Below are 17,598 nucleotides of genomic sequence, written 5' to 3'. Positions count from 1 at the left end.
ATATTTTGAAAAGTCAAAGTTTCCAGAGCGTAACGTCAGCGATCGCTGGAATTCTATTAGTAGTCGCGCTACTCCTGGGCTTCAACTCTTTTGTTGTCATCAATCCAGGTGAAGCAGGAGTGGTCAGCGTTTTAGGAAAAGCCACAGATGGAGCATTGTTAGAGGGATTTCACCTCAGACCCCCGCTGATATCCAAGGTAGATATATACGATGTAACAGTGCAAAAATTTGAAGTTCCTGCCCAGAGTGCTACTAAAGACCTTCAGGATTTAAATGCTAGTTTTGCGATCAATTTTCGCCTCGATCCTGCCAAAGTAGTAGATGTCAGAAGGACTCAAGGAACTTTAGAGAATATAGTTTCTAAAATTATTGCTCCTCAGACGCAAGAAGCATTTAAAACAGCCGCTGCGCTGAGAACCGCCGAACAATCTATTACTCAAAGAAGCGAACTGAAACGAGACTTTGATAGTGCACTTAAGGAAAGGTTATCAAAGTACGATGTAATTGTCCTGGACACGAGCGTTGTCAACATTCGATTCTCCACAGATTTTGCGAAAGCAGTTGAGGAAAAACAGGTGGCTGAACAGCGGGCGCAAAGGGCAGTCTATGTTGCTCAAGAAGCTGAACAACAAGCTCAAGCTGATATTAACCGCGCTCAAGGTAGGGCTGAAGCTCAAAGGCTTTTGGCGGAAACTCTGAAGGCTAAAGGGGGCGATTTGGTTCTGCAAAAAGAGGCGATCGAAGCTTGGAGAAGCGGCGGCGCTCAGATGCCAAAGGTATTGGTTATGGGTAGCAATTCGAGTCGGGTTCCTTTCATTTTTAATATGAACGATATGCAGGAAGAACCCGATCGCCCAAAAGCGATCGACAATTAAAATAGCACTTACCCTCTGAACCCTTGTTTCTGGGAAAATGTTGGCTTTGCTAACCACAAATCTCGCCCGAAACCGGGTTTGCTCAGAAAGCCTGCCGAAGTCCTATGAGATTTGCCGGAGTATGCTACACTTCTGAAAGTCAAAATATAGCGACAGCTTAAAACCTTTCGCTATTAAACCAAAGTCCGCAATTAAAACGCAGACAGCACACTCATTTTAGGAAGCAAGGAGAAATTATGACCCGCGCTATTATGGAAACCGACAAAGGTACAATCAATTTAGAACTGTTCGATGCGGATGCGCCGAATACAGTGAAAAATTTTGTTGACTTGGCGGAAAAAGGTTTTTACGACGGATTGGGCTTTCACCGAGTCATTCCTAACTTTATGGTTCAAGGCGGCTGTCCCAAAGGCACTGGAATGGGCGGGCCCGGCTACAAAATCAAGTGTGAAATCAACTCAAACAAACATTTGGCAGGCACTTTATCGATGGCTCACGCAGGCCGCGATACTGGTGGGAGCCAATTCTTTATTTGCCATTCTCCCCAGTCTCATTTAGACGGAGTTCACACAACTTTTGGCAAAACTGAGGATATGTCTGTCGTGAATGCGATCCGCCAAGGCGACAAGATTATTTCGCTCAAAATCGAGCATTAATTTTCAGTAATTAGTGATGTTTGTAGTAAGGACTTTAGTCCTTATTGCAAACAATATTAGTTGAAATTGAATCATTCATCTTCGAGGGAAGTGTCTAACAGTTCAATTTCTAAATTTTCTTCATCATCCTCATAATTAAATTCCAATTTTCTCTGCTTGATAATTTCATTTAATATATTATTTAAATACCCTTTGGCAACAGCTTCTTCAAATCTGTCTATCAGAATAGCAACATTGATTATTTCTTCTATACATTCCATATAACGCGAGACGATCGCATTTATTGAATACTGTTTTCGAGCCTGCGCTTCAATTTTACGTCTAATCTCAATATCGGAATCTGAAGATTTAACTACAAATGTTATCGGATACCTTTCAATTTTATCAATGTCTAGGAAATATTTATTCATATCTACAGTTTCTGTTACCTGAAAAAAACGTCCTAGAGGCTTCATTACAAAATCAATTCCGCCATCATTTGCATTTGTCCGACCTGTTTTAAACAGTTGTAAATTTTCTTGCTGGAGCCTATCAAGCTCATAACCCCAATAGATATATATGTCACTATAGTAGTATTTTAAGATACTGTAGCTGACTATCTCGAATATTCTAGCATCTACAGTTGGTGCAACTATTTGTTTGATAAATTGTATTACTTGCTTCTGGGTCAATGCTTGAGCCTCTTTACAAAGTTGCAGAAACTTGTCAAAGCTATCTCTCTTAGCTTCAACGTAAGCATCAATGATTTGAATTACTGTTTCTGCTATATTATGTACATTTTCCTGAATTTTAACTTTTAATAAATTTCGTTAAACCAATACCTGTTAGTTTTGGGATTTCTCAGAACTGGGATAAAGTCACAAGTAGGAAAATATCTTTTAAATTCTTCATTAAGCCTGTGGTTCAAAGCATGGTTTTGAAGCTTTTGTCCAAACGGTAATTCGCGCTGTCTCTTAAAAATATTTGTATAAACTGCACCTGCATAATCTGAATACATATCGCTTTGATGAAAACCTCTTAAAAAATAGTCTTCAACTAAAACATAGATAGCATATAAATTCGCAAAACTCCCTCTTGATTTTGATCCTCTATTTGCAGATTTAGTTTTGATATTCAAATATTGAATTAGCTCGCTTCCAGTAAATATTTGCTCGCCAGACGCGCCCAAATTTTCTGCTAAAATTTGCTTGATTGTTTTAGTAAACTCGTGTTCCATTGAATCAAAGTTGTAAGTTAAGTGTTAACTGTGTGGGTGAAGTTTCACCAGGATTTATTTCCGATGTTTGCTGCTCTTTTTTGTCATTATAAGTAGCTTGTAACCTATTTAATCCTATTTCTACATACTTGTTTTGTAATTCTATTCCGATTGACTTTCTCTTAAGCTGTTTGGCAACAAATGATGTGGTAAAAGTCCCAGAAAATACGTCTAATACAACGTCTCCCTCATTACTACTTGCTTTGACAATTCGTTCTAACAAAGATGTTGGTTTTTGGGTAGGGTGATCTTCGTACTCAGGCATACGATATCTGACTCTCGGAAACTCCCATACATTACCTGGAACTTTTTGAGAATTATATACTGATGGTGTAGACTTGCGGTAATCAATTAGTTTTCTGACTGAGCCGGTTTTTGCCTCTACCAGAATATCGGAGGAATTAAATGTATAATTTCGTTTGTCTTTGACACAATATAAAATAGGTTCGTACAGAGAACCGTAGTATTTTTTTGCTTGGACTCCCGAACTGTCATAGTACCACACTATTCGTGAAAGAATTGTCAAACGATCGCGCAAATATAAATCGAAGTAAGGCATACATTGAGTTGAAGCCATCAGATACAAGCTGCCGTTGTGCTTGAGCTTATCAATACATAAATTCAACCAGGTATAACTCCATTCTAAATAATCGCTCTCTGATTCCCACTTGTCTTTAAAACCATTGAAGTCTTTGCCAATATTATAGGGAGGATCGGCAAAAATCAAATCGACTGAGTTGTCTTTAATTTCATGAGAAAGGACTTCTAACACATCTCCCAATATGAGCTTGTGTCTGTCTACTTCAAAGATTTTCATTTTGCCTAATCTTTTCCAATCAATACGTCATTTTGTCAGCTAGAGTTGATATTTACTAGAACTCCTCAATACAGTTCATACTTGAGCAAAGTACAGGGAATCGAGCCATTGAAAACCGGAATTCGCTTCGATGTTCTGAGTCCAACCTGTTTACCCAACTCCTTATTCCCAGTCAAAATAAACGCATTCCAACCTTTAAAACGCTGCTTGAAAATATCGCCCAACATCTTGTACAAATCTCCCAATTCGCTAGCATCTCCCAGGCGCTCTCCGTAGGGAGGATTGCAAATCAGAACGCCTCTATCTGTCGGTGCTTCCAACTCGGATAACTCGGTACGAGCAAACTTGATTTTACCTGAAATACCTGCTTGCTGGGCGTTGGTGCGAGCTTGATCTAACATATCAGAATCGCGATCGCACCCGGCGATTATTTCTTTAAGTTCGGGCAATTCGCTGTTTTCAGCTTCAGCCCACAATTTATCCCACAAAGGTTCGTCAAAATCGCGCCACGTCATAAATCCAAACTTGTCTCGAAACAATCCAGGCGCAATGTTCAAAGCCTTTAAACTGGCTTCCAGGGGCAATGTTCCCGAACCGCACATCGGGTCTAAAAATGGTAAATCTGGCGTCCATTCGGCCATCTCTAACAGGGCCGCAGCGAGGGTTTCTTTGAGCGGAGCCAGCCCCATTGCGGGGCGATATCCCCGGCGGTGCAAACTGCCGCCGGAACTGTCTAAGCTCAAAATAGCGCGGTCTCGATGGATGTGAAGGTTAATTAGTAAGTCGGGATTTTCGACATCAACATTAGAACGTTTGTTAAATTGCAGGCGCTGTTGGTCGGCGATCGCATTTTTGACCTGCAATGCTGTAAAGTGGGTGTGATTTAAATTTTCGTTGCCACCGGTACAGTTGACTGCTAAAGTATTGTCAGGATCTAAGTATTCGTCCCAAGGAATTTTCTGGACTTCGCGGTAGAGCATATTTGAGTCGTAACACCGGAATTCGGCGATCGGCATTAGCACTCGAAAAATTGTTCTCGACCACAGATTGACGCGGTACAATAAAGCGCGATCGCCCGCGAAGTAAACTCCTGTAAAATCGGGCTTGACATCTTGCGCCCCTAAACTTTCTAATTCTTGGGCGGCGATAGTTTCTAAACCGCGCGCAACTGTAGCAAAATATTGATTCATTGATAATTACGAAGGAAGTTCGGCAGCGGATTTTTTAACGGATGTAACGGATGTAACGGATGTAACGGATGTAGCAGGGAAGAAACAGCTATAGCGGTTCTCAAAAAAATGAGGTAGGCCCGCAAGCCCTATGCCCGCAAGCCCTATGCCCTATCCCCTAGGCCGGATAGTACCTCATCTTTCTGAGAAATGCTATATGTGTGTATGCGTGACTTGTCGATTGTGAAGACAGGTGGTTGGGGATGGGGAATGGGTTTTTCTCGATCGCCCAAATTAGATAGTAGCTCGTTTTAATCCTAAGTTTCACAAACAATACTCTACCTTAAGGTAGATGCCTCTGTTCAACAAGACTGATATTCACAAGTATTATCAAAAGGCGATCGCTAGTCTAGCACTGTATGTGTAAGGGCGATCGGGCCAGCCCGCACCCGCTAAATGCCCAGGATCGAGCACCCGAGAGGATTCATGCTTGATTTTTAACTGGTTGGCAACGGGCATGATGTGCGATCGCCGGCTACTTATTGCAAAAATTTGTTAACTACTTGCACAGTTTATTGACTTTATGTTAGGCTTCTACTCAAAGTTGAGAATTCAAGCCCTAACGTCACAGTCAGGGAAAATTTCAGCTAAACGGGTGTACTACAACAATTGGAGACAATTATGTCAAAGCAAATCAACGGATCGGCTCTCAAACTGTCCCGCGCCAGCAAAATCCAAGTAGAAGTCAAGGAAATTGCCAAGCACGCCACAGCTAAAACAATCTCTTCTGCGCTTAATGTTGATGCCGATGGCAGCGATGTTACCAACGAGTAATAGCAGGTTTTTCAGATAGACTTCCCATCTCCAAGCAAGAAGTAATAAATTTTACTCTTGTATGTCGGGAAGTATGTAGTAATTGAGGACAATCCTTTGCGCTTGTCCTCAATTATTAAATTTTTAACGTTTATTGACAAATCTTCTCGTTTATTTCTGTAAATTATGCGATCGATCGCGAATCTACTCAAACCATACAATCTCGAAGATTTTCTAAATAACAACTGGACAAACAAAGCAGTTGTCATTCCCAGCGAAGGGAAAAAAGACTTTGCACATTTATTTTCCTGGGAAAAACTCAACTACCTGCTAAACTTTCACGAATTAAAATATCCCGACATTCGCTTAGCAGTCGAAGGAAAAGTTCTCGACGCCAGCGAAAACGCCAATCTGATAAAACTGTGCCAATCTGGAGCAACTTTAATCATCAATCAAGTTCACAAACTAATTCCCGAAATAGCTGAATTTGCGGCAGAAATAAAAGTAGATTTAGGTTATCCAAACCAAGTAAATGCCTACTGTTCTTGGCCGGAAAAACAGGGATTTTCTTCCCACTACGACACCCACGAAGTTTTCATATTGCAAACAGACGGCATCAAGCAGTGGTATGTATTTGCAGACACAATTAAATACCCGCTGACAGAGCAAAAATCCTCCGCATTTCCACCGCCCGAAACCCCACCGTATTTAACCTGCACTTTGCACCCCGGAGATGTGCTTTACATACCGCGCGGGCATTGGCATTATGCAGTTGCTTCAGATGAACCGTCGCTGCATTTAACATTAGGAATTCACTGCAAAACCGGAATTGATCTTTTAGAATGGTTGGTGGGTGAATTGCGGCAGAAAGAAGAGTGGCGTCAAAGTTTACCGCTGCGAATAAGTTCAGATTCCATTGATGTAAGTGTAAATAATCTAATCGCTGAATTGCACCGCTACGCAAAAAATAAAAATCTTGGAGAAGAGTACAGCAGCTACCTTGACAGTTTAGCAAAACCAGTGGCGAAATATTCTCTCCCTCATCAAGCAGGCTTCAACATTTTTCCCTACGGGATTCAAACTAAGTTTAGAATTCCCAAGTTTCTGCGGGTGAGAATTCGCGAATTACCTGACGGGTGCGGCTACAAAGTTGTTGTTGGAGGCAAAGAAGTATCTCTGAAAGGAGTAACGGAAAAATTTATGGAGAATTTATTCCGTACAGAATTTTTTACAGGAGAGGATGTGATGGATTGGTTGCCAGATTATGATTGGGAAATAGATGTAGTGCCGCTTTTGTCGAGGCTAGTAGTTGACGGAGTGATCTTTGTTAGTTAAAACTAGAGAAGGGTACTAACTGTAATGAATGGGTTGTTAAAAGAGTAATTTATGACACATAACGAGGTAGAAAATGCCGGATACTTTTTTTTGCGCCGATGCTTCTAAATGCGTTCAAGAGGATATTATTGGTACTGGTACGAATTACCAAACCTATGTATTAATTGAATGTTGTTTGCCTTGGGAATCAGAAGCTTTTAATTCCAAACAAGTCCCCCAGAATCTCAGGGATTTGGTGGAGGAAGTAGAGCATTCAAAGCAAAAAATCCGATTCTTGTTGATAAATAGCGACAAACACAAATGTGCTAACAACCGCAAAGTGTTGATTTATGACAATAAAAGTCAAGAACTTTTTGAGGGTTACGAAAAGCACGAATTTAACGCGAGTAATATTTACGAAGTAGCAGGAATTGTCAAAAGCTATTTAGCTGGGGAAGTCCCGGATTGCGAAGTGGGAAATAACCAAAGTAGAGATATTTTGGTTTGCACTCACGGGAGTCATGATAGATGTTGCGCGAGATATGGCAATCCTTTTTACGCGCAAGCAACGGCTTTGGTTTCGGAGTTAGAATTGAGTGATGTTCGTGTTTGGAAATCCAGTCATTTTGGCGGACACCGCATGGCACCGACTGCGATTGATTTGCCTGACGGTAGATATTACGGAAATCTCGATCGCATTTCGTTCAAATCTATTCTAACGCGATCGGGCGATATTGAATGTTTGAATCAGGTTTATCGGGGTTGGGGGATTTTGCCGAACCAAATTCAGGTTTTGGAACGAGAGTTTATTATCCGCTACGGGTGGGATTGGTTCAACTATAAAGTTTCAGGCTGTATTGTTGAAAAACATCTCGAAAATGATGGTTTTGTGGCTGAATTGACTTTTGAAAAGGTAGATGGTACGTATATCTATCGGGCTGAGTTGGTTAAAGATGAAGCTAAAACAGTCAAGTTGAAAGGTTCGTGCGGCGCTAAGCAAGAATCAGAGTTTGTCAAGTATTTGGTAAAGGATTCTTACTTTTACTCGAAGAAAGATGAGTCAAGGTTTGTAATTTATCCTGGAATTCCGCAGCCAATATTAGTCGAGATTATGTGATATTGAATCTAAATGTTTGGGCTAGATTAAACAATTACAATCAAATAGGTTCGTAGTGAGGACTTTAGTCCGCATCCATCCCAAGACTAAAGTCTTCACTACGAACGTTTTGATGGCGGGTAATTTTTTTTATCACAAAGAAGGACTAAAGTCCTCACTACGAACCAATTATTTGTAAGAACTCAATGTCTCGCATCAAGAAGGACTAAAGTCCTCACTACGAACGTTATATTATGACAGAAATTAGAATTCTAGCTGCATGAATATGTGGGGAATTGTCAGATATTCAAAGGGATTGTCTTTTTCGACAAATCCGAGATTTTTGTAGAATTTCACGGCGTTAATGCGAGACATCAGTCTCACAGTTTTGAAATTCTTTTCCTTAGCTTGTGCTATCAATCTTTCCATCATTTTAGTGCCGATTCCCTGGTTTTGAAATTCAGGAAGTACGGCAATATAAGAGATGCTTCCAAATTCTGGGGATAATTCTCGGAGTCTGCCCGAGCCGATAATTTTGCGATCGCCCTTTGCTATGATATGACAAGCACCGTTTTCGCGATCGTCTCTTTCGCTGCCCCTTTCCATGCCCAGGGGCGATCGCAAAACCAACCACCGCTGGTAAAACATATCTTCTAATTCTTGTGCGTTTTTGACTGGACGTATATCTATATTTGGCATTGTTTGGGTGAATTACAGTTATATTATCTAAAAGTATAATTACCTGCAAAGGATTGAAAATCTGGTTGTATCGAGTCGGGAAGTCCTTTCGTAAACGTTGGGGCCGCCAGGGGTTTAAACCCCTGGCTAATAGCTAAAGTCGGTTAAAACCGACTAAGAAATGCGATCCATATTAATTTGGAGATATCTATTTAGTCCTCTTTAGAGGACTTTAGCTATGAGACAGGGGTTTAAACCCCTGTCGGACTCTCGGAGTGGCGGAGTCATTCAATAATTCCGAATTACAAACTGTCAGTAATACTCGTGAAATTAAAAGCTTTGACGCGCACTCCGGGCACGACATTACCGCCGTAACGTTTCGCCTCGGTAACTGCATCGATATCGCGCAACATATCAGGTAAAACTTGATTGAAACGGAAATTTTTAATCGGATAAACAATCTTACCATTTTCAATCCAGAAAGTACCGTCGCGAGTCATTCCCGTTACTTCCGATGTTTTCGGATTCACGTAGTTAACATACCAAGCTCGACTGACGAAAATTCCGCGATCGGTTTGAGCGATTAAATCTGCTAAACTTTGGTCGGAACCTGTCATCACGATCGGGTAATAAGCACCTTTTGCCTCTTTACCTTTTTGGGCGGCCCAATAGCGGGAATAAGACAAGCTTTGAGGAACGCCGTTTTTGATGATTTCCAAATAGCTATTGCTCAATCCGTCGCCGAAAAAAGTATTCGATCGCAACAAAGGATGACTCGGATCGCGCTGTACCTGCACTAACGGGCTGAAAAGCTGTTCTCCTGCGCGGTTTCCGGCGGGTTTTCCGGCTGCATCCGCGATCGACATAAACGATCGCCCCTCATCCGCCGCCCGCGCATCCATACCCCAAGTTATCCACGGTAGCAAATCCGCAAACGCAGCGCCATCAAAGATTACAGGATACACGCCGGGAGTAATGGAGCGGGGGTTGCGGGAGGATTTCGCGCGATCGACAACTTGTGCTGCTAATGCCGCTACTTGTAGTTCATTGATACCCCAAGCCGTGCTTTCCGTCCAGCTAGAACCGTCTCCAATGCGGGCTGTAAAGCCGAAATTCGCCTCTGTAGAAGAGTTGCAGGCGCGGAGTCCGGTTGATGAGGCGATCGCGTACAGGGAAGCCTCAGCGCTCAAAGTGCCCGAAGCATCCGCGCCTTCTTGGGAGGCGATCGCACAAGCTTGTCGCACCATTTCTGCGCGGGCTAGGGGCGATACAGCGGCTGTTGCTTCATCAAACGCGGGCAGGGGTAAACCGTAGGTTTGAGGGGGCAGCAAGGGCATCCATTCGGGGTCTGCGGGGGCAATTCGAGCTAGTTCTTCCGATCGCTTGATGGTTTGGGCGATCGTATCTTCATCAAATTCGGTAACAGATGCAGAAGCGCTTTTATTGCCGAAATAGCTAGTAATGTTGAGGCTAAATACAGTCTTGCTAATATTTTGACTGATTTGATTTTCCGAAAATCTCGAAAGAGATTCTTCGCCAGTTGAGAGACTGACAAATACTGCTTCGGCTTCGGATTGTTTGACTGCTTTTTCTAGCAAAGATAAGGCTTGGTCTTCACTTAAAATTGCGGGCGATGTTGTTACAAGCATAATCTTAAAAGCCGGGTAAATTTGTAGGTATTTGAAAACAGACTTATTCGCGATCGGATCAGAACTCTCTCTGTGTTCTCTGCGCCCTCTGTGGTTAAAAAAATCCGAATTAAGCGCTTCCCCCAATTTGAATATCCCTCACCCGCACCGGCACACAAGCATGAGTCATCTGAGCTACCTGCATCGGTTCACCTTTTCCGCACATATTAGTACCGCACTGAACCCGTTCGGAAGCTGGCCCGATCGCATCTACTTGATTCCAGAAATCAGTGCTCATCGAATGATAAGTTACATCCTTCAACATTCCGACAACTTTACCTTTTTCCACCTTCCAAAAAGCATTCCCACCGAATTGGAAATTGCGCCGCTGTTGGTCAATGGAAAAACTGCCAATACCATCAATTAAAATCCCATCTTCCGTATCAGCAATCATCTCATCCAAAGTAGCAGTATGACTGCCGCCATCCGGGCCAGGTTCCAATCCCAAATTAGGAATTCTCACCATCGGTACGCTCGACCAACTGTCAGCGCACGCAGAACCGTTGCTGCTACCGCGTCCGAGGCGATAAGCTGTTTCTCTGTCAGTGAGATAATCGACTAAAATTCCATCCTTGACAACGTACCAATCCTGCGATTTTACCCCCTCATCGTCGTAACCCATTGTACCTCGGCCGTGGGGTTGAGTGCGATCGCACTTAAAGTTCACCCAAGGCGCAGCGTATTGCAGCTTATTCAGCTTATCAGTAGTAGCAAAACTCGTGCCAGCAAAATTTGACTCGTAGCCGTAAACCCGGTCTAATTCCGTGGGATGTCCGACAGATTCGTGGATTGTCAGAAACAAATTTGTCGGCTTGAGAATCAGGGATTTGCAAATACCGGCCGGGACTTTCGGCGCAGCGACTTTCTCAATCGCTTCGGCTGCAACTCTGTCTATTTGACTAAGCAAATCATCGGGATTAATGTGTTCGTAACCGATATTTAGCGGCGGGCGTTCGTAACTGCGACTTTGAGCATCCCCGCCCGCAATTGCCGTACAGCCAAAACCCGGATAGCTGCGGTAGATTGTTTGTTCGATTAGCGAGCCTCCTGTGGACGCAAAAACCTTGTCTTCGCGGTTAAATGTCAAAAAAGAATATGCTTTTTTGATGCCTTGTGAATCCTGGGCTAGCAGGCGCTCGTTGATGGTTAATAGGAGTTCGGCTTTGTCAGCGACTGGTACAGAAAACGGGTCAATTGCGATCGGAGTAATGTAAGTATCGACATATTTTTCGACGGGAACTAAGCGCACCGGTTCCTTTTGAGTCAAGCGACTGCCCTTAGCGATTTCAACAGCCAAACTGACAATTCTGGCAACCTCTGCGGGTGTTTTGCTGTGACTGGCGGCAAAGCCCCAAGCGCCGTCTAGCAGCACTCGCACGCCAAAACCGGAACTTACATTATCGGAGATATTGCTTAAAGATCGATCGCGCGCATACAAACTCTGCCGTCGGTAACTGCAAAAACGGACATCACCGTATTCGCATCCAGATTTCTGAATTAACTCTACAGCCAAGTTTGCTAACTCGTTAGCAGAGATTTTTGCAGTTAAGAGTACCATAGTTATTCGTCGTTCGTCGTTGGTTATCAATCATTATAGCGCTGTTTAAGGATTTGAACGAACCGCGAAGACGCAAAGAGAAGAAGCTTGGCGAATAGAATTCGCAGCTCTACGAACATGCACGTGCCTACGCAGGTTAAATAAATGCTGATTTCTCTTAAGTCCGCGCACCATCCGGACATCGTTTGTATAGCCGCGAATTCTATTCGCCGAGGCTTGGCGGTTTCAACCGCAGCTCTACGAACATGCACGTGCCTACGCAGGTTGAATAAATGCTGATTTTTCTTAATTCCGCGCACCATCCGGACATCGTTTGTATAGCCGCGAATTCTATTCGCCGGGGCTTGGCGGTTTCAACCGCTGTATAGCCGCGAATTCTATTCGCCGAGGCTTGGCGGTTTCAACCGCTGTACAGCCGCGAATTATATTCGCCTTCGCGGTTCGTTAAATCTTACTCCAATTCCTGCAAAACAGCAGTTAAGATTTCCAAAAGGCGATCGATATGTTCCTTCTCAATAATCAACGGAGGCGACAAAGCAATAATATCACCAGTAGTCCGAACCAGCAACCCCTTTTCAAAGCACTGCAAGAAACAATCAAAAGCCCGTTTCCCCGGCTTAAGAGGAATAGATTCCAACTCAATCCCCGCCACAAGTCCCAGATTCCGAACATCAATGACGTGGCGCACCCCCTTCAAAGAGTGAACCGCATTTTCCCAATAAGCGGTGGATATTACCTTATTTTATTCAGTCCGCGCACCATCCGGACTTCCTTTGTGTAGACGCGGTTTCAACCGCCGTCTCACCTTAATTCACGATCGCATCTTAATTCACGATCGCATCTTAATTCACGATCGCACCAACCGACTCGTGCTGCAACAAACCGGTCAGCATTTTCACGGGCCTTTCGCCGTAGGGCCACGCAAAAGCATGACGGAAAGCAGCATCTTGACACGCTTGTAACTGCCGAAAATCAATGATATCCAGAGTCAACAAATTCTCGTACTCAAAAGGCAGCCGCACGTTGTGCAATCCCGCATTGTCGGTGCAAATGGCAATATCGACACCAGCCTCAAAACATCGATCGAATACCACCTTCAATTCGCGCATATCCTGCAACGTCCCCGTTTTGAGATAGGTAGTCGGGCAAACCTCCAAGCATTGACCCCTGCGCGCGACTTCTGGCAGCAGTTCGGGATATTTTAGGGGAATTTGAATCCCGTGACCGATACGCATCAGATAGGGCAGAAGTTCGGGGTAACAGCCCGAGGTAGTTTCGTAGAGGTGTCCGGTTGTTTTGATGCCGATCGACCTTGCGTACTGGTACAATCCGACAAATTCGTCCAGGCGATCGCCAATAGCAGCATCGCCGCCCGCAAGATCGATCGCACAAACATACTCTCCCATTTGTGCAGCCAAATCTACGATCGCCCAATTCACCTCATAGGGTAAACGCGAGTGCATGCACAAAATTTGGCTGGTAACAATCGGACAATCGCTAATTTGACTTGCCTTACCCACAACCTGTACAATCTCTGCCATCAAATCAATGCGTTCCGACTGAGACAAATGTTCTGGAGTCCGCAAATAAGGCGTATAGCGCAACTCCAAATAAGCCAGATTTTCAAACACGTAAGCGCCCCGCATCAACCGATAGATGAAATAAGGCAAAGTCTCAACAGTTTGAACGCTTTCTACCAGCGTGTGCAGTTCCAAATACTCATTGAGAGTATTGCGCGGACGAGTGTAAAATTCCTCAAACGCGGCATATTGTTGAAAGCGATCGACCATCTCAGCATTATGGCGATCGAAATATCGCCACAAAATCCGAGGAACCACAGAACCGCCTAGATGTCGGTGCAACTCAGCGTGTAAAGTCATGGGATTTTAGATTTTAGATTTTAGATTTTAGATTTTGGATTGAAAAATTGAAGAATTGAAGGATTGAAGAATTGAAGGATTGAAGAATTTGTAATTTAGTCCTAGGCGCATCGGTGCCCAGAAATCGGGCTTTCCCAAATACTAGCCAACAACCTCAAGCAGGTAAAGTGTTCCACATTTAAGCTACGCATTGGATTCCCATAAAAACTCATCAAATTCTCTCCCCCTCTCCCCCTCTCCCCCTCTCCCCGGATCGTCCTTGGAGTCTTTTACTGAGCGCAATACAGCCTCAAGTCTCTCAATTGTAACAAAAATATATTTGACATCCGGGACGCATTCGTAGATAATCGGAGTTTGTGTCAACCTGAACTGAACGCGAGAAACCCTTGGCTAACGTAGTTGTGATCGGCGCCCAGTGGGGCGATGAAGGAAAAGGCAAAATTACCGATTTGCTCAGCAAATCCGCAGATATCGTTGTCCGCTACCAAGGGGGCGTCAACGCCGGTCACACGGTGGTAGTCAACGGTCAGACTTTCAAGCTGCACTTAATTCCGTCGGGGATTCTCTACCCCGATACAGAGTGTATCATCGGCTGCGGCACGGTAATCGACCCTAAAGTTTTAATTGCAGAATTAGATCAGTTAGAAAAACTGAATATTTCCACAGCCTCGCTGATGATTTCGCAGACTGCTCACGTCACGATGCCCTATCACCGATTAATTGATGTAGCATCGGAAGAGCAGCGCGGAAATTATAAAATCGGGACAACCGGACGCGGCATCGGCCCGACTTACGCCGACAAATCCGAACGCACGGGCATTCGGATGCTCGATTTAATGGACTTGGAAGGGTTGCGAGAACAACTGGAATGGACGATCGATCATAAAAACGTCATTCTGGAAAAACTCTACAATTTGCCGCCTCTAAATCCGCAAGAGGTGATTGATGAATATCGAGTTTATGCCGATCGTTTGCGCCCGCACGTAGTAGACAGTTCCCTGAAGATTTATGAGGGACTTCATAAACGGAAAAATATTCTGTTTGAAGGCGCGCAAGGCACTTTATTAGACTTAGATCACGGCACTTATCCTTACGTTACTTCCAGCAATCCGATCGCAGGCGGCGCTTGTGTGGGAACGGGTGTCGGGCCAACCGCGATCGATCGCGTAATTGGCGTAGCAAAAGCCTACACAACCCGCGTCGGAGAAGGCCCTTTCCCTACCGAAATGGTAGATGGAATTGGCGCAGTTTTGGGCGAAAGAGGTGCAGAATTCGGCACGACAACCGGCCGCAAACGCCGCTGCGGCTGGTTCGACGCAGTAATCGGGCGCTACGCAGTCCGCATCAACGGGCTTGACTGTCTGGCTGTTACCAAACTAGATGTTTTGGATGAATTAGAAGAAATAAAAGTTTGCGTTGCTTACGAAATAGACGGCGAACGCTGCATTGATTTCCCGAAAAGTTCCCGGATATTTGCTCGCTGTAAACCAATTTATGAAACCCTTCCCGGTTGGAAACAGTCAACGGAAGAGTGCCGCAATTTGGAAGATTTGCCGCCGCAAGCATTGAATTATCTAAAGTTTTTGGCAGATTTGATGGAAGTGCCGATCGCCATTGTATCTCTCGGAGCCAGTCGCGACCAAACTATTATTGTCGAAGACCCGATTCACGGGCCGAAACGCGCTTTGCTGTCTCCTGACGGTACGCCAGCCTGATGTTGCCTTTAAAATAGATTTTGGGTATCAACCAATCATACTCAAAGCTTTTGGCAGTCTTGCCGCTACCTACTTAGTTTAAGGTTCCAGCAGATTTAGTGCACTTGACCCACAGCGAGGTCAAGTGTATCGTTATTTACAGGGAGTCAAGTAAATGACTGACGAAGATGAACTGATAGCACGGCTAGAAGTTCATAGAGATATGATGGGATGGCTTATAATGGAATTAAGCAAAGAAGGAATACAAGCCAAAAGAACAACCGGAAACAATCCCAAAGGTGATATTTTGATAGTCAACCAGCAAGATGTTCCGCGAGTTAAACAGCTACTCCGCAATTTTAATATCGAATTCAATGGTTAATTTAGCAAAACAATAAAAAGTATAAACAATCATGAATGAACCGCATATTGAAATCAAAGCCTGGAAAAACAAAAAAATAGATTCCACAAAAGCTAAGGAAATATGTCAAAAAGGAACTGTAATTGGAGTTATTACCACAGGGGGAATTACTAAACCAGCTAAGGTTGTATTCGACAAAGCAGATGTAGCTTGGGTAGAAAATTTTCCAGAGAGTAAGTTGTTGAATCAGGAAGGTCAGGAGGAAAGCTAATGTTAGACATGATTTTTTATGCCTTCAAAACTGATCGGCCACCCCACTATGTCGGAATGTCTGAAGATGTTTACGAGTGGTTGGCAAAATCGGAATTTACCAAAATCGGCAAATCGGTTCCCAGAAATATTTTGATAGATGAAGAAGAGGAGAAGCTACCTGTAGTTGAGTTAGATCGAGATATTCGCCAGAAGCTCAGAACTTTTTTCCGCGATGCAATCATCTGCGAAAGCGATACCGTCCTCACCAAGCTGGGAGATTCCCCTCTCAAAGAAGAGTATCAAGCAGGAACCTACCGTTTGAGGAAATTGCTGGACTTGCTAAAATGTGTTGAAAACGAAGATTATCAGTATCTTCAGCGAGTCCTTTGAATGAGTTTCGGGATGTGGGCGAGAAGGAGTAATCCCCATGTTTGACATCAGTTTTTATTCAGCCAAGGGTGAACCGTCCGATAGTGTAAGAATAACAGCAGCTACTTACGAGTGGTTAGCAAAATCAGCATTTTCCAAAATAGGTGGCGAATCAATTGACACCCAAATTTACCTAGATGAAGAAAATGTAATTCTGCCTCTAGTTGAATTAAATCAAGAGATTCGCCAGCAGTTAAAGAAAATTTTCAGCGAAGCAATCATCAGTGAAAGCGATGTAGTTCTGACTAAGCTTGGTGATTCCCCTTCAAAAGAAGAGTATCAATCAGGAACTTATCGTCTGAGGAAAATGCTGGAATTGCTCAAGTGTGTGGAAAACGAAAACTATCAATACCTTCAGCGAATTTAATTAAGCGCGATCGCAATATCACAATTCTGGTAAAATGTGAAAACAATCAACAGAAAGTCAGAAAATGGAACTCGCAGTAGAATGTCAAAAGCGGGCAGAAGGCAGCAAACCTAACGCCCTCCGCCGCTCCGGATTGATTCCCGCCGTCCTCTACGGGCACAAAGGAGCGGAATCCATTGCCCTTACCGTCAAAGCCAAAACAGTTGAAACCCTGCTCAAAAAACACGCAGTCAACAACACCCTAATTGACCTCAGCATTCCCGAACTCTCTTGGAGCGGAAAAACCTTGCTCCGAGAAGTTCAAGTTCATCCTTGGAAAGGCTTTCCTTACCACCTGAGCTTTTTCTCCGTAGCAACTCAAGACAGCCTGGAAGTTGAAGTGTCGCTGCATTTTGTCGGCGAATCTGTCGGCGTCAAGTTAGAAGGCGGTATGTTGGAAACTGTGTTGACGCAAATCGCAGTTAAGTGCAAACCAGACAGCATTCCTGATGCGATTGAAGTAGATATTTCTAATTTGAAGGTAGGGGATGCGCTGCACATTCACGAATTAGTTTTGCCTGCGGGAGCAGTAGCTCTCGGCGACCCAAGTCAGGTGGTTGTTACCGTGGTAGCAACTAAAGCCGCTGCTGAAGAAGATGCAGCAGCAGCAGCAGCAGCAGCAGGAGCTTGATTAGTAATTGCTAAGAGTTGTTAACT

The 17,598-nt window shown here is 43.9% G+C and carries 21 protein-coding genes; 11 read left to right on the top strand and 10 right to left on the bottom strand.

The window, feature by feature from the left end; translation table 11 throughout:
• Nucleotides 1-5: 5 nt before the first annotated feature.
• Together JGK39_RS09960 and JGK39_RS09955 are read left to right on the top strand one after the other, a co-directional pair.
• Nucleotides 6-875, top strand: a complete 870-nt coding sequence (locus JGK39_RS09960; RefSeq protein ID WP_293296174.1) for a prohibitin family protein — start codon at nt 6-8, stop codon at nt 873-875.
• Nucleotides 876-1,111: 236 nt separating this feature from the next.
• Nucleotides 1,112-1,531, top strand: coding sequence for a peptidylprolyl isomerase (locus JGK39_RS09955; protein WP_293252408.1), 420 nt, complete (start codon nt 1,112-1,114; stop codon nt 1,529-1,531).
• 71 nt (nt 1,532-1,602) lie between these two features.
• On the opposite strand, the gene JGK39_RS09950 is transcribed toward JGK39_RS09955, so the two are convergent.
• The 5 genes from JGK39_RS09950 to JGK39_RS09930 all read right to left on the bottom strand — a co-directional run bounded on the left by JGK39_RS09950 (nt 1,603) and on the right by JGK39_RS09930 (nt 5,291).
• Nucleotides 1,603-2,202, bottom strand: a complete 600-nt coding sequence (locus JGK39_RS09950; RefSeq protein WP_293252406.1) for a hypothetical protein — start codon at nt 2,200-2,202, stop codon at nt 1,603-1,605.
• A 125-nt stretch (nt 2,203-2,327) separates the two neighbouring features.
• Nucleotides 2,328-2,747: a hypothetical protein gene (locus tag JGK39_RS09945; protein WP_293252404.1), complete on the bottom strand. Its 420-nt coding sequence runs from the start codon at nt 2,745-2,747 to the stop codon at nt 2,328-2,330.
• A 4-nt stretch (nt 2,748-2,751) separates the two neighbouring features.
• Entirely contained in the window at nt 2,752-3,603 is an 852-nt protein-coding gene (gene yhdJ / locus JGK39_RS09940; RefSeq protein WP_293186295.1) for an adenine-specific DNA-methyltransferase, read from the bottom strand.
• A 65-nt stretch (nt 3,604-3,668) separates the two neighbouring features.
• Nucleotides 3,669-4,793 (bottom strand): THUMP domain-containing protein, encoded by a 1,125-nt coding sequence (locus JGK39_RS09935; protein ID WP_293252402.1) that lies wholly within the window; start codon nt 4,791-4,793, stop codon nt 3,669-3,671.
• Nucleotides 4,794-5,162: 369 nt separating this feature from the next.
• Nucleotides 5,163-5,291, bottom strand: coding sequence for a hypothetical protein (locus tag JGK39_RS09930; RefSeq protein ID WP_293296176.1), 129 nt, complete (start codon nt 5,289-5,291; stop codon nt 5,163-5,165).
• A 162-nt stretch (nt 5,292-5,453) separates the two neighbouring features.
• On the opposite strand from JGK39_RS09930, the gene JGK39_RS09925 reads away from it, so the two are divergent.
• The 3 genes from JGK39_RS09925 to JGK39_RS09915 all read left to right on the top strand — a co-directional run bounded on the left by JGK39_RS09925 (nt 5,454) and on the right by JGK39_RS09915 (nt 8,016).
• The gene (locus JGK39_RS09925) at nt 5,454-5,606 is read left to right on the top strand and encodes a hypothetical protein (protein ID WP_293296178.1); all 153 of its coding nucleotides are present in this window, start codon (nt 5,454-5,456) and stop codon (nt 5,604-5,606) included.
• A gap of 165 nt (nt 5,607-5,771) precedes the next feature.
• Nucleotides 5,772-6,920: a cupin domain-containing protein gene (locus JGK39_RS09920; RefSeq protein ID WP_293296180.1), complete on the top strand. Its 1,149-nt coding sequence runs from the start codon at nt 5,772-5,774 to the stop codon at nt 6,918-6,920.
• Nucleotides 6,921-6,993: 73 nt separating this feature from the next.
• On the top strand, nt 6,994-8,016 hold the full coding sequence (locus tag JGK39_RS09915; RefSeq protein ID WP_293296182.1) for a sucrase ferredoxin: 1,023 nt from the start codon (nt 6,994-6,996) through the stop codon (nt 8,014-8,016).
• A 243-nt stretch (nt 8,017-8,259) separates the two neighbouring features.
• Here the strand turns inward: JGK39_RS09915 and JGK39_RS09910 are convergent, their stop codons facing one another.
• The 5 genes from JGK39_RS09910 to JGK39_RS09890 all read right to left on the bottom strand — a co-directional run bounded on the left by JGK39_RS09910 (nt 8,260) and on the right by JGK39_RS09890 (nt 13,799).
• Nucleotides 8,260-8,694 (bottom strand): GNAT family N-acetyltransferase, encoded by a 435-nt coding sequence (locus JGK39_RS09910; RefSeq protein WP_293252396.1) that lies wholly within the window; start codon nt 8,692-8,694, stop codon nt 8,260-8,262.
• A 281-nt stretch (nt 8,695-8,975) separates the two neighbouring features.
• Entirely contained in the window at nt 8,976-10,322 is a 1,347-nt protein-coding gene (locus tag JGK39_RS09905; protein ID WP_293296184.1) for a TldD/PmbA family protein, read from the bottom strand.
• 109 nt (nt 10,323-10,431) lie between these two features.
• Nucleotides 10,432-11,919, bottom strand: a complete 1,488-nt coding sequence (locus JGK39_RS09900; protein WP_293252392.1) for a TldD/PmbA family protein — start codon at nt 11,917-11,919, stop codon at nt 10,432-10,434.
• A 451-nt stretch (nt 11,920-12,370) separates the two neighbouring features.
• Nucleotides 12,371-12,607 carry an aminotransferase class III-fold pyridoxal phosphate-dependent enzyme gene (locus JGK39_RS09895; protein WP_293252584.1) on the bottom strand — a complete coding sequence of 79 codons (237 nt, stop codon included), beginning with the start codon at nt 12,605-12,607 and terminating at the stop codon, nt 12,371-12,373.
• A 154-nt stretch (nt 12,608-12,761) separates the two neighbouring features.
• Entirely contained in the window at nt 12,762-13,799 is a 1,038-nt protein-coding gene (locus JGK39_RS09890; protein WP_293252390.1) for an adenosine deaminase, read from the bottom strand.
• A gap of 386 nt (nt 13,800-14,185) precedes the next feature.
• Here JGK39_RS09890 and JGK39_RS09885 point away from each other — a divergent pair, with 386 nt between their 5' ends.
• From JGK39_RS09885 to JGK39_RS09860, 6 genes are all read left to right on the top strand, one after another.
• Complete coding sequence (locus JGK39_RS09885) at nt 14,186-15,514, top strand: adenylosuccinate synthase (protein ID WP_293296185.1); 1,329 nt, start codon at nt 14,186-14,188, stop codon at nt 15,512-15,514.
• Between the two features lie 154 nt (nt 15,515-15,668).
• A complete protein-coding gene (locus tag JGK39_RS09880; RefSeq protein ID WP_293252386.1) occupies nt 15,669-15,875 on the top strand; it encodes a hypothetical protein in 207 nt (68 codons plus the stop codon).
• A gap of 31 nt (nt 15,876-15,906) precedes the next feature.
• On the top strand, nt 15,907-16,125 hold the full coding sequence (locus JGK39_RS09875; RefSeq protein WP_293252384.1) for a hypothetical protein: 219 nt from the start codon (nt 15,907-15,909) through the stop codon (nt 16,123-16,125).
• Nucleotides 16,125-16,496 carry a hypothetical protein gene (locus tag JGK39_RS09870; RefSeq protein WP_293252382.1) on the top strand — a complete coding sequence of 124 codons (372 nt, stop codon included), beginning with the start codon at nt 16,125-16,127 and terminating at the stop codon, nt 16,494-16,496. The genes JGK39_RS09875 and JGK39_RS09870 overlap by 1 nt, the downstream gene beginning before the upstream one ends.
• Nucleotides 16,497-16,533: 37 nt before the next feature.
• Nucleotides 16,534-16,902 carry a hypothetical protein gene (locus JGK39_RS09865; RefSeq protein ID WP_293252380.1) on the top strand — a complete coding sequence of 123 codons (369 nt, stop codon included), beginning with the start codon at nt 16,534-16,536 and terminating at the stop codon, nt 16,900-16,902.
• A gap of 64 nt (nt 16,903-16,966) precedes the next feature.
• Nucleotides 16,967-17,572, top strand: coding sequence for a 50S ribosomal protein L25/general stress protein Ctc (locus JGK39_RS09860; RefSeq protein ID WP_293296186.1), 606 nt, complete (start codon nt 16,967-16,969; stop codon nt 17,570-17,572).
• Nucleotides 17,573-17,598: the final 26 nt, after the last annotated feature.

The organism is Microcoleus sp. PH2017_12_PCY_D_A, assembly GCF_020738565.1.
In the GTDB taxonomy this organism is placed as follows: Bacteria; Cyanobacteriota; Cyanobacteriia; order Cyanobacteriales; family Microcoleaceae; genus Microcoleus.
The sequence above is the reverse complement of the archived record's forward strand: the minus strand, read 5'-3'. Positions and strand labels throughout refer to the sequence as shown.

Coding starts and splice junctions, on each gene's coding strand:
- JGK39_RS09860 (WP_293296186.1), top strand. CDS start 16,967: ATGGAACTCGCAGTAGAATGTCAAAAGCGGGCAGAAGGCAGCAAACCT.
- JGK39_RS09915 (WP_293296182.1), top strand. CDS start 6,994: ATGCCGGATACTTTTTTTTGCGCCGATGCTTCTAAATGCGTTCAAGAG.
- JGK39_RS09890 (WP_293252390.1), bottom strand. CDS start 13,799: ATGACTTTACACGCTGAGTTGCACCGACATCTAGGCGGTTCTGTGGTT.
- JGK39_RS09870 (WP_293252382.1), top strand. CDS start 16,125: ATGTTAGACATGATTTTTTATGCCTTCAAAACTGATCGGCCACCCCAC.
- yhdJ (WP_293186295.1), bottom strand. CDS start 3,603: ATGAAAATCTTTGAAGTAGACAGACACAAGCTCATATTGGGAGATGTG.
- JGK39_RS09930 (WP_293296176.1), bottom strand. CDS start 5,291: ATGCCCGTTGCCAACCAGTTAAAAATCAAGCATGAATCCTCTCGGGTG.
- JGK39_RS09925 (WP_293296178.1), top strand. CDS start 5,454: ATGTCAAAGCAAATCAACGGATCGGCTCTCAAACTGTCCCGCGCCAGC.
- JGK39_RS09905 (WP_293296184.1), bottom strand. CDS start 10,322: ATGCTTGTAACAACATCGCCCGCAATTTTAAGTGAAGACCAAGCCTTA.
- JGK39_RS09875 (WP_293252384.1), top strand. CDS start 15,907: ATGAATGAACCGCATATTGAAATCAAAGCCTGGAAAAACAAAAAAATA.
- JGK39_RS09920 (WP_293296180.1), top strand. CDS start 5,772: ATGCGATCGATCGCGAATCTACTCAAACCATACAATCTCGAAGATTTT.
- JGK39_RS09935 (WP_293252402.1), bottom strand. CDS start 4,793: ATGAATCAATATTTTGCTACAGTTGCGCGCGGTTTAGAAACTATCGCC.
- JGK39_RS09955 (WP_293252408.1), top strand. CDS start 1,112: ATGACCCGCGCTATTATGGAAACCGACAAAGGTACAATCAATTTAGAA.
- JGK39_RS09910 (WP_293252396.1), bottom strand. CDS start 8,694: ATGCCAAATATAGATATACGTCCAGTCAAAAACGCACAAGAATTAGAA.
- JGK39_RS09900 (WP_293252392.1), bottom strand. CDS start 11,919: ATGGTACTCTTAACTGCAAAAATCTCTGCTAACGAGTTAGCAAACTTG.
- JGK39_RS09880 (WP_293252386.1), top strand. CDS start 15,669: ATGACTGACGAAGATGAACTGATAGCACGGCTAGAAGTTCATAGAGAT.
- JGK39_RS09865 (WP_293252380.1), top strand. CDS start 16,534: ATGTTTGACATCAGTTTTTATTCAGCCAAGGGTGAACCGTCCGATAGT.
- JGK39_RS09945 (WP_293252404.1), bottom strand. CDS start 2,747: ATGGAACACGAGTTTACTAAAACAATCAAGCAAATTTTAGCAGAAAAT.